The 10975-nt window shown below is 60.7% G+C and carries 10 protein-coding genes; 4 read left to right on the top strand and 6 right to left on the bottom strand.

Annotated elements, in window-relative coordinates:
* Nucleotides 1–36: 36 nt before the first annotated feature.
* Nucleotides 37–588 (top strand): dihydrofolate reductase family protein, encoded by a 552-nt coding sequence (locus tag BM403_RS02815; protein WP_046035543.1) that lies wholly within the window; start codon nt 37–39, stop codon nt 586–588.
* Between the two features lie 311 nt (nt 589–899).
* Complete coding sequence (locus BM403_RS02810; RefSeq protein WP_093541495.1) at nt 900–1235, top strand: DUF6124 family protein; 336 nt, start codon at nt 900–902, stop codon at nt 1233–1235.
* A gap of 216 nt (nt 1236–1451) precedes the next feature.
* Here the strand turns inward: BM403_RS02810 and cysS are convergent, their stop codons facing one another.
* Together cysS and BM403_RS02800 are read right to left on the bottom strand one after the other, a co-directional pair.
* Nucleotides 1452–2840 carry a cysteine--tRNA ligase gene (cysS, locus tag BM403_RS02805; protein ID WP_093541493.1) on the bottom strand — a complete coding sequence of 463 codons (1389 nt, stop codon included), beginning with the start codon at nt 2838–2840 and terminating at the stop codon, nt 1452–1454.
* A gap of 15 nt (nt 2841–2855) precedes the next feature.
* The gene (locus BM403_RS02800) at nt 2856–4556 is read right to left on the bottom strand and encodes a glutamine--tRNA ligase/YqeY domain fusion protein (protein ID WP_012724993.1); all 1701 of its coding nucleotides are present in this window, start codon (nt 4554–4556) and stop codon (nt 2856–2858) included.
* A gap of 249 nt (nt 4557–4805) precedes the next feature.
* Here BM403_RS02800 and BM403_RS02795 point away from each other — a divergent pair, with 249 nt between their 5' ends.
* Both BM403_RS02795 and lpxH read left to right on the top strand, forming a co-directional pair.
* On the top strand, nt 4806–5309 hold the full coding sequence (locus tag BM403_RS02795; protein ID WP_043205556.1) for a peptidylprolyl isomerase: 504 nt from the start codon (nt 4806–4808) through the stop codon (nt 5307–5309).
* Nucleotides 5306–6055 (top strand): UDP-2,3-diacylglucosamine diphosphatase, encoded by a 750-nt coding sequence (lpxH, locus tag BM403_RS02790; RefSeq protein ID WP_093541491.1) that lies wholly within the window; start codon nt 5306–5308, stop codon nt 6053–6055. The genes BM403_RS02795 and lpxH overlap by 4 nt, the downstream gene beginning before the upstream one ends.
* Nucleotides 6056–6176: 121 nt before the next feature.
* Here lpxH and BM403_RS02785 read toward each other — a convergent pair whose 3' ends face one another.
* The 4 genes from BM403_RS02785 to BM403_RS02770 are packed head-to-tail and all read right to left on the bottom strand — an operon-like array spanning nt 6177 to nt 10845.
* A complete protein-coding gene (locus BM403_RS02785) occupies nt 6177–7706 on the bottom strand; it encodes a DHA2 family efflux MFS transporter permease subunit (RefSeq protein WP_093541489.1) in 1530 nt (509 codons plus the stop codon).
* Complete coding sequence (locus tag BM403_RS02780) at nt 7706–8908, bottom strand: HlyD/EmrA/EmrK family protein (RefSeq protein ID WP_093541487.1); 1203 nt, start codon at nt 8906–8908, stop codon at nt 7706–7708. The genes BM403_RS02785 and BM403_RS02780 overlap by 1 nt, the downstream gene beginning before the upstream one ends.
* A 15-nt stretch (nt 8909–8923) precedes the next feature.
* Complete coding sequence (locus BM403_RS02775) at nt 8924–10375, bottom strand: efflux transporter outer membrane subunit (protein ID WP_046035546.1); 1452 nt, start codon at nt 10373–10375, stop codon at nt 8924–8926.
* On the bottom strand, nt 10372–10845 hold the full coding sequence (locus tag BM403_RS02770) for a MarR family winged helix-turn-helix transcriptional regulator (protein ID WP_012724999.1): 474 nt from the start codon (nt 10843–10845) through the stop codon (nt 10372–10374). Before BM403_RS02770 ends, BM403_RS02775 begins: the two co-directional genes overlap by 4 nt.
* Between the last annotated feature and the right edge of the window lie 130 nt (nt 10846–10975).

The following is a 10975-nucleotide window of genomic DNA, read 5'->3' as shown; positions in this document are numbered from 1 at the left end:
GACGTCTTTCGGACATCAGGAAAAGGAATTCCCATCATGGATATCAAGTGTTCCGTGTTTATCGCCGCAAGCGTTGACGGTTTTATCGCCCGGCCAGATGGCGATATCGAGTGGCTGCACCGGCCGGAATATGACCTGGCACCGCTGAACGGCCTGACGTATGAAAGCTTCATCGCGACGGTTGATGCGCTGGTGATGGGCCGCAAAACCCTGGAAAAAGTCCTGTCGTTTCCGGAGTGGCCCTATGAGGGCATGCCGGTCATCGCCCTTTCTCACCAAGCCATAGAAATCCCGACGTATTTGCAGGGCAAGGTCGAGGTGATGTCCCTGGACGCAGTCGCGCTGGTGGCACAGTTAGCCGAGCGCGGCATGAAGCATCTCTATATCGACGGTGGCCAAACGATCCAGGCGTTTCTTGAAGCGGGTCTGATCGATGAGCTGATCATTACGCGTATCCCGGTGCTGCTGGGGCAAGGGATTCCATTGTTCAGCCAGGTCGGCCGTGAGCATGAGCTTCGCCATATCGGCACGTATGTGTCGGAGAATGGATTTGTTCAGAGTCGGTACGAAGTCGCTGGCAAGCGCTGATGCTCAGGCACCCACTCCCGGAAATTTCCGACAGCGTTCTAAGGTTGTCCCTCGGAAGATGACGCCCTAATCTTCTGTGGTCGCTGAAAACTCAGCGACCGGGTTTCGCAGCCCGGTTAAACTCTAGACGCACAGCGTCCACCACAAGATAACGGGCGCTTTTTTATGCCTGATGTTATGGCGGCTGTGCGCGGGATACCTTCGGGTATGCCGGGTGCCTAGAGTCCCGGTCTGCGAACCTGCGTACAGCTGCCACCCGGGTATCGTTTCGCAGCGATGGGTGGTGGCTCCAATACTCTAGGAGCTTCGTCATGATCAAAGACAGTCCGAATCCGCCGTCAGACTCAGCCGCGTTTCACACTGCGGCTCATCGAGCAATTAACCACCATCTGAACCCGCCTGAGAAACCAGAACCTTCTACTGAGGACCCTAGTTTATTTACCGTACGCGAAGGATTAGACGTCGAGACGCTGCTGGTCAACGCGGCGGAGGATCTTGCCTCGGTTCAAGCGCTGGCAAGCCATTTGGCTTTTGAGATCGACGGCAATCCTCGCAGCGTGGCCTTGGGAATGTGTCGGATGCTGGAGGGGATCCAGCTAATGGTAGATAAAACACTAAGCCTCAAAGACCATCCAACTCACACATAAATCTGCAACCGAAGAGTTCGCAAAGTGGGCACGGTAAAAAATGTGGGAGCTGGCTTGCCTGCGATTGCGGTGGGTCAGTCAGCATTTTCGGTGACTGACACGCCGTCATCGGGGGCAAGCCCCCTCCCACACTGGATCAGGTGAGCCGCTCACTAAAACGGTGTGCAAAAAAACGCCCCGAACCAATCGGGGCGTTTTTCATTCAGCGTTTACCGATCAAGCCTGATCAGCCAACCGCCACGTCGTCCCACCCTTGCCGTCTTCCAACACCACCCCCATCGCGGTCAGTTGGTCACGGATACGGTCAGATTCCGCCCAGTCCTTATTGGCCCGCGCAGACAAACGCGCCTGGATCAGCGCATCCACTTCAGCCGCATCCACACGCCCTTCGGCGCCGGCTTGCAGGAAATCCTCAGGCTTCATTTGCAGAACCCCCAGCACGCTGGCCAGCTCTTTCAAGCGTGCCGCCAGGCCGGCCGCCGCGTCGAGATCGCTCTCGCGCAAGCGGTTGATCTCGCGCACCATCTCGAACAGCACGGCACAGGCTTCCGGGGTGCCAAAGTCGTCGTTCATGACTTCAGTGAAGCGTGCCACGAACGCTTCGCCGCCGGCAGGCGCCACGGATGGCAGGCCTTTCAACGCGTGGTAGAAACGTTCCAGGGCGCCCTTGGCGTCCTTGAGGTTGTCTTCCGAGTAGTTGATGGCGCTGCGGTAGTGGCTCGACACCAGCAGGTAACGCACGACTTCCGGGTGGTACTTTTCCAGCACGTCGCGGATGGTGAAGAAGTTGTTCAAGGACTTGGACATCTTCTCGCCATTGATGCGGATCATGCCGCAGTGCATCCAGGCGTTGGCGTAGGTCTTGCCAGTGGCGGCTTCGCTCTGGGCGATTTCGTTTTCGTGGTGCGGGAACTCAAGGTCGCTGCCGCCGCCATGAATGTCGAAGGTGTCGCCCAGGCAGCAGGTGGACATCACCGAGCATTCGATGTGCCAGCCCGGACGCCCGGCGCCCCACGGCGACTCCCAGCTCGGCTCGCCAGGCTTGGTGCCTTTCCATAGCACGAAGTCGAGCGGGTCTTGCTTGGCTTCATCGACTTCAATCCGTGCGCCGATGCGCAGGTCTTCGATTTTCTTGCGCGACAGCTTGCCGTAGCCCATGAACTTGGCGACGCGGTAGTACACGTCGCCATTGCCTGGGGCGTAGGCGTAACCCTTGTCGATCAGGGTCTGGATCATCGCGTGCATGCCAGGGATGTGGTCCGTGGCACGTGGCTCCATGTCCGGCTTGAGGATGTTGAGGCGCGCCTCGTCCTCGTGCATCGCGGCAATCATGCGCTCGGTCAGCGCGTCGAACGACTCGCCGTTTTCATTGGCGCGGTTGATGATCTTGTCGTCGATGTCGGTGATGTTGCGCACATAGGTCAAGTCATAGCCGCTGAAACGCAACCAGCGGGTCACCAGGTCGAAGGCAACCATGCTGCGGCCGTGGCCGATGTGGCAGTAGTCGTACACGGTCATGCCGCACACGTACATGCGCACCTTGTTGCCATCCAGCGGCTTGAAGACTTCTTTGGTCTTGCTGAGTGTGTTGTAGATCGTTAACACGACATTTCCCTTAAATCACTGGCCCCACGAATCACGCAAGGTCACGGTACGGTTGAATACCGGATGACCGGGTTTCGAGTCCTTGATATCCGCGCAGAAGTAACCTTCGCGCTCGAACTGGAAACGGTCTTCCGGCTGTGCGTCGCCAAGCGATGGCTCGGCACGACAACCGGTGAGCACTTGCAGGGAGTCAGGGTTGATGTTGTCGAGGAAACTGGCGCTGTCTTCAGCCTTTTCAGGGTTCGGCGAGCGGAACAGGCGATCGTACAGGCGCACTTCGCACTCGACGCTGGCAGCGGCCGGCACCCAGTGGATCACGCCTTTGACCTTGCGGCCTTCAGGGTTCTTGCCCAGGGTTTCCGGGTCGTAGGAGCAGCGCAGTTCGACGATGTTGCCATCGGCGTCCTTGATCGCTTCGTCGGCACGGATCACGTAGCTGCCACGCAGACGCACTTCGCCGTTCGGCTCCAGGCGCTTGTAGCCCTTCGGCGGTTCTTCCATGTAGTCATCACGGTCGATGTAGATTTCACGCGCGAACGGCAGCTTGCGCACGCCGAGCGCTTCGTTCTGCGGGTGACGCGGCAGCTCGAGGTGGTCGACTTTGTCTTCCGGATAGTTGGTGATCACTACTTTCAACGGACGCAGCACGCACATGGCACGCGGCGCGTTGGCGTCGAGGTCCTGGCGGATGCTGAATTCGAGCATGCCGAAGTCGACCACGCCGTCGGAACGGTTGGTGCCGACCATGTCGCAGAAGTTACGGATCGACGCCGGGGTGTAGCCGCGACGGCGGAAGCCCGACAGCGTCGACATGCGTGGGTCGTCCCAGCCGTGCACGTGCTTTTCATCCACCAGTTGCTTGAGCTTGCGCTTGCTGGTGATGGTGTAGTTCAGGTTCAGGCGGCTGAATTCGTACTGACGCGGGTGCGCCGGTACCGGCAGGCTGTCGAGGAACCATTCGTACAGCGGGCGATGGCTTTCGAACTCCAGGGTGCAGATGGAGTGGGTGATGCCTTCGATGGCGTCCGACTGACCGTGGGTGAAGTCGTAGTTGGGGTAGATGCACCACTTGTCACCGGTCTGGTGGTGGTGGGCATGACGGATGCGGTACATGATCGGGTCGCGCAGGTTCATGTTCGGCGAGGCCATGTCGATCTTGGCGCGCAGCACGCGGGCGCCGTCCGGGAACTCACCGTCGCGCATGCGGTTGAACAGGTCCAGGTTCTCTTCCACCGAACGGTCGCGGAAGGGGCTGTTCTTGCCCGGCTCGGTCAGGGTGCCACGGTATTCCTTGGCTTGCTCAGGCGTCAGGTCGTCGACGTAGGCCTTGCCGGCCTTGATCAGCTCGACGGCCCAGTCGAACAATTGGTCGAAATACTTCGAGGCATAGCGCACTTCACCGGACCATTCGAAGCCCAGCCACTTGATGTCGCTTTCGATGGCGTCGATGTATTCCTGGTCTTCCTTGGCCGGGTTGGTGTCGTCGAAACGCAGGTGCGTGACGCCACCGAACTCCTGGGCCAGGCCGAAGTTCACACAGATCGACTTGGCGTGACCGATGTGCAGGTAGCCGTTGGGCTCTGGCGGGAAGCGGGTGACGATCTGCGTGTGCTTGCCCGAATCCAGGTCCGCCTGGATGATCGGGCGCAGGAAATTGACCGGGACGGCAGGTCCGGCCTTGGCATTCGAGGTAGGGTCGACAGTGGGCTTGCTCATAGGATCCTTGAACAGACAGGTTCGTGGCCGGGTGAGGCCAGATAAAACAAAGGCGATATCATAGCCGATGCTGTCAAGCACCTGACAGGCCAGCACCGAAAACTGCAGCATTTATTGCATAGGCGGTAAAAAACCACCTCGAAATTCCTGCAGGTCACGCTAAACTGCGCCCCTTGGCCTCTGTTTAGCCAAACCGGTCGAGGCGCCCAGGCGTCCAAACCCACGAATTCCCTGAAAAGAGTAGTGAACATGACTCAAGTCAAACTGACCACCAACCACGGTGACATCGTCATCGAGCTGAACGCCGAGAAAGCGCCGATCACCGTCGCCAACTTCATCGAGTACGTTAAAGCCGGCCACTACGAAAACACCGTTTTCCACCGTGTCATCGGCAACTTCATGGTCCAGGGCGGCGGTTTCGAGCCTGGCATGAAAGAAAAGAAAGACAAGCGTCCAAGCATCCAGAACGAAGCGGACAACGGCCTTTCCAACGACAAATACACCGTTGCGATGGCCCGTACCATGGAGCCGCATTCGGCCTCCGCGCAGTTCTTCATCAACGTCGCCGACAACGCCTTCCTCAACCACAGCGGCAAGAACGTGCAGGGCTGGGGCTACGCGGTATTCGGTAAAGTGACCGAAGGCCAGGACGTCGTCGACAAGATCAAAGGCGTGCAAACCACCGGTAAAGCCGGCCACCAGGACGTTCCGGTAGAAGACGTTATCGTCGAGAAAGCCGAGATCGTTGGGTGATATTGCTGATTTCAGATTTGCATCTGGAAGAGGAGCGCCCGGACATCACCCGGGCGTTTCTGGATCTGCTCCACCACCGCGCCCGTGGCGCCCAGGCGTTGTACATTCTGGGGGACTTCTTTGAAGCCTGGATTGGCGACGATGGGATGACCCCCTTCCAGCGTTCGATTTGCGCAGCCCTGCGCGAGCTGAGCGACAGCGGCACCCCGATTTTCATCATGCACGGCAACCGCGATTTCCTCATCGGCAAGGCGTTCTGCAAAGCCGCAGGTGCCACCTTGCTCAAGGACCCGAGTGTCGTGCAGCTCCATGGCGAGCCCGTGCTGTTGATGCACGGCGACAGCCTCTGCACCCGCGACGTCGGCTATATGAAGCTGCGGCGCATCCTGCGCAACCCGATTGTGCTGTTTATACTGCGGCATCTGCCGCTGCGCACGCGGCACACGCTGGCGCGCAAGCTGCGCAGCGAAAGCCGTGCGCAGACACGCATGAAGGCCAACGACATTGTCGATGTGACCCCCGAGGAAGTCCCACGGGTGATGCAGCAATTTGGCGTGCGCACCCTGGTCCACGGCCACACGCACCGGCCGGCCATCCATAAGCTGCAGATTGGCGACCAGGCGGCCAAGCGCATTGTGCTGGGGGATTGGGATAAGCAAGGCTGGGCATTGCAGGTGGATGAGCAAGGGTTTCAATTGGCGGCGTTTGATTTTGTGAACCCACAATTGGCGTTGCCCGGCGCGTAACAAAATGTGGGAGGGGGCTTGCCCCCGATGGCGGCGGCACACTCAACATATTTGTTGGCTGAACCACTGCTATCGGGGGCAAGCCCCCTCCCACATTGAATTGTATTTCAACCTTTACTGATCAGTGGCCTGAGGCTTCCGGCCCGGCCTTGGCGCCAAACGGCGGCTTGGCCAACCACACCAGCAACATCAACGCCATGAACATCCACCCCAGCAACGTGAAGTAATCCACGGTGGACATCATGTACGCCTGGCTGGTGAGGATCTGGTCCAGCTGCGTGTAGGCCTTCTGCCCTGCCCCGCCGAGCGCCTGCAAGGCATCGCGGGTCGCGGAGTCGTAGGTGGTCATGTTCTCGCTCATGTACGCATGGTGCTGGTCCGCACGGCGGATCCAGATCCAGGTGGTCAGCGAAGCGGCAAAGCTACCGCCCAAGGTCCGCAGGAACGTCGCCAGACCTGCGCCGTCGGCAATCTGGTGCGGCGGCAGGTCGGACATCAAGATGCTCAAGGTCGGCATAAAGAACAGCGCCACGCCGATCCCCATGAACAGCTGCACCATCGCGATGTGCGTGAAGTCCACCTCATTGGTGAAGCCCGCACGCATAAAGCAGCTCAAGCCAATCGCCAGGAACGCCAGGCCTGCCAACAGGCGCAGGTCGAACTTGTGCGCATACTTGCCCACGAACGGCGACATCAGCACCGGCAGGATGCCGATCGGCGCTACCGCCAGGCCCGCCCACGTGGCCGTGTAGCCCATCTGGGTCTGCAGCCATTGCGGCAGGATCAGGTTGATGCCGAAGAAGCCTGCGTAACCCAGGATCAACACGATGGTGCCGATGCGGAAGTTGCGGTAGGCGAACAGCCGCAGATTCACCACCGGGTGCTTGTCGGTCATCTCCCAGATAATGAACACCGCCAGGGCAATCACCGAAATCGCGGCGCCAATGATGATGAAGTTGGATTCAAACCAATCCAGGTCATTGCCCTTGTCGAGGATGATCTGCAAGGCGCCAACCCCCACGATCAGGCTCAGCAGCCCCACGTAGTCCATGGGTTGGTAGCTGGTCTCCACCGGGCGTTTCTTCAGTTGCGAACGCACCACCATCACCGCAAAAACACCGATCGGCACGTTGATAAAGAAGATCCACGGCCAGCTGTAGCTGTCGGTGATCCAACCGCCGAGGATCGGCCCCGCAATCGGCGCCACCACCGTGACCATCGCCAGCAGCGCCAGGGCCATGCCCCGCCTCGCCGGCGGGTAGACCGCGATCAGCAGCGTCTGCGTCATCGGGTACAGCGGCCCGGCCACCAGGCCTTGCACAACCCGAAAGGCGATCAGTTCAGGCATCGACGTGGAAATACCACAGAGGAACGACGCCAGCACAAACAGCATGGTCGCCCACAAAAACAGCTTCACCTCGCCAAACCGGCGGCTCAGCCAACCGGTGAGTGGCAACGCGATGGCGTTGCTCACCGCAAACGAGGTGATCACCCAGGTGCCCTGCTCCGAACTCACGCCGAGGTTGCCGGAAATGGTGGGCAACGCCACGTTGGCGATGGTGGTGTCGAGCACCTGCATAAAGGTAGCCAGCGACAGGCCAATAGTGGCCATCAACAGGCTGGGTGGCGTGAAGGAGGCGTTATTGCTCATCAGCGTTGCGCAGCCTTGGGAGCGGCGAGGCTGTTGTCATGGATCAACTGGGTGATCATGGCGTCAGCTTCGGCCAATTGGCGGTCATACACGTTGGTAGTGAACGAGGCCTTTTGCGGCGCCTGTTGCGCCAGCACCGGGCCGCTTTGGTCGTGCAGGTCCACATTGACCACGGTGCTCAAGCCCACGCGCAGCGGGTGCTTGGCCAGCTCCTCGGCGTTGATATGGATGCGCACCGGCACCCGTTGCACGATCTTGATCCAGTTGCCGGTGGCGTTCTGCGCCGGCAACAGGGCAAATGCGCTGCCGGTACCGGCGCCCAAGCTGTCCACGGTGCCGCTGTACTTCACGTCGCTGCCGTAGATGTCCGACTCAATGTCCACCGGCTGGCCAATGCGCATATCGCGCAGTTGGGTTTCCTTGAAGTTGGCGTCGATCCACAGCTGGTTCAGCGGGATCACTGCCATCAACGCTGTGCCGGGCTGAACGCGCTGGCCCAGTTGCACGGTGCGCTTGGCGACGTAGCCGGTGACCGGTGCGATCAGGGTGCTGCGCGCATTGGCCAGGTAGGCTTGGCGCAATTGCGCGGCGGCGGCCTGCACATCCGGATGGGAGCTGATCACCGTGTCGTCCACCAACGCGTTGGTGGTTTTCAGTTGCTGTTCAAGGTTGGTCAACGCGTTCTTGGCGGCGGTCAGGCTGTCACGGGCGTGGGACAGTTCTTCCTGGGAAATCGCCCCGCCCTGGGCCAGGGTTTTACGGCGGTTGAAGTTGTCCTGGGCCGTTTGCACATCGGCTTTCTGCGCATTGACCTGGGCCTTCATGCCATCGACGTTGCTGTACAAACCGCGCACCTGGCGCACGGTGCGGGCCAAGTTGGCCTGGGCACTTTGCAGGCCGACGGCGGCGTCGTTCGGGTCGAAGTTGATCAGCACCTGGCCTTCGTGGACCAGGTCACCGTCGTCGGCGCCGATGCTGACCACGGTGCCGGTGACCAGCGGGGTGATTTCCACCACGTTGCCGTTCACGTAGGCGTCGTCGGTGCTTTCGCTGAAGCGGCCGTAGAGCTCATACCAGCCCCACACGCCGACCACGGCGAGGATGACGATCAGCGTCAGGCCGATCAGCATCACTTTGCGTTTGCGGGGGTTGTTGTCTTGCTTGGGTTGTTCGCTTGCAGGGGTGTTTTCGGCAGTGGCCATGACAAATACCTCAAATTATTCCGTGCGGGTGGCTGGGGTGGTCGCAGCCACGTTGTCGGCGCTGTAGCCGCCGCCCAGGGCCTGCATCAATTGAATCGACAGATCGATCTGCGCGGCATTCAGCGTTGCCAACTGGCGCTGGGCCTGCAGCAATTGCTGTTCGATGCTGAGTACATCCAGGTAGTTACCGATCCCGGAGCTGTAGCGCTGCACGCCGGTGTCGTAGGACTGCTGGGCAATGTCCGCGGCGTGTCGCTGGGCCTGGATCTGCCGGCCGGTGTCGCGCAGTTGCGAAAGGGTGTTACCGATATCGCCCAGGGCTTGCACCAGGGTCTTGTTGTACTGCGCCACCGCCAGATCGTAGTCGGCGTCGCGGGCATCGAGGTCGGCGCGCAGGCGGCCGCCGTCGAAGATCGGCAGCGAGACCGTCGGCGCAATATTGAAGAAGCGGCTGGCCGAACCGAACATCGCATCGCCCAGCAACGACTCGGCCCCAGCGCTCGCGCTCAGGTTGAGGTTGGGGTAGAAGCGGGTCTTGCTCGCATCGATGTTCTTGCCCGCCGCCTCGACGCGCCAGCGCGCGGCGATCAGGTCCGGGCGACGGCCCAACAGCTCGGCCGGCAGCACCGATGGCACGGCAACGGCGCTGGGTTTCAGCACGGCGGGCCGGGCCAGTTCACTGCCACGGTCCGGGCCTTTGCCGAGCAACACCGCCAACGCAATCTTGGCGCTCTGCAGTTGTTTTTCCGCGTCGATCAGCTGCGACTGGGCGCTGGCTTCGAGGCTTTCGGTCTGCTGGTACTGGTACTGGCTGTCGATGCCCGAGTTCAGGCGGCGCTTGCCCAGGTCGAGCATCTGCCGGGTGCGCTTGAGGTCGTCATTGGCCAGGTCCCGCACGATATGGGCCTGGCCCAAGTCGCTGTAAGCCTTGGCCACATTGGCGGCCAGCGTCAGGCGCGCCGCCTGCTGGTCGACTTGGGCGGCACGCGCCTCGCCCAACGCGGCTTCCCAGGCAGCGCGCTGGCCGCCCCAGAGGTCGAAGTTGTAATTGAAGCTGGCGCCGATGTTGCGCACGGTCGAATAGGCATCGCCTTCGCCGCGTGGGTCCTGGTCTTTGGCCAGGCGCGAACGGCTCACGCCGGCGCTGGCATCCAGGGTCGGCATGCGCTCGGCGTTGGCGGCGTAGGCGGCGGCTTCGGCCTGATGGGCACGAGCGCTGGCCACTTGCATGTCGGGGCTGTTTTGCAGGGCTTCCTGGATCAGGCCGTCGAGTTGTGGGTCGCCGAGGCTTTTCCACCAGTCGGCGCTGGGCCAGGCGGCGCTCGACAAGGTCGCACCGCTCAGGGTTTTTCCGCTTTGCAGGGTGCTCGCGTCGAGGCGTTTGCCTTGGGTGTCGAGGCCGCTGTAGTTGGCGCAACCGGCCATGCTCATGGCCACCAGCACCAGGCAAAGGGCACGTGTGTTCATTGGTTACCTACCCGCTGGATAGTGATGGGATCACCCGCAGCTATCAGAATTTTCTTTAGGATCTTTTCCAGGGTTTCCAACTCACCCGGCTCCAGTGCGCCGGCCAGCTGGTTCAATGCATCGGCGCCGATGAACGGCAGCATGTCTGCCAGACGCTGGCCCTCCGGGGTGAGTACAAGCTGCACTTGGCGTCGATCCAGCGCTGAACGTTTGCGGTCCAGCAGCCCCTTCTGCTCCAGGCGGTCGAGCATGCGGGTCATTGAACCGCTGTCCAAAGACAGGTTGCGGCAAAGCTCCGCCGGGGTGTCGACGCCGAACTGAGCCATGATGATCAACACCTTGAACTGCGCGGCGGTGATGCCGTGGGGTTCCATGTGGGTGTCGATGATCCGGTCTTTGAGGATTGCGGCACGCCCGAGCAAGAGGCCGAGGTGGCAGTTGTGGAAGTTATCCGGGGTGAAGTGTTTCATCGGAAGTCACCTTATTACTGCCTAGGCAGTGAATGTGTGACGAGATGTTACTGCTTAGGCAGCAAATGTCAAATGGAATAATTAGCTTGCTTGCTAATGTGGGAGGGGGCTTGCCCCCGATGGCGGTGTT

Source organism: Pseudomonas sp. OV546, assembly GCF_900116845.1.
GTDB lineage: Bacteria > Pseudomonadota > Gammaproteobacteria > Pseudomonadales > Pseudomonadaceae > Aquipseudomonas > Aquipseudomonas petroselini.
Note: the sequence above shows the minus strand (reverse complement) of the source record. Positions and strands in the feature narration are given on the sequence as shown.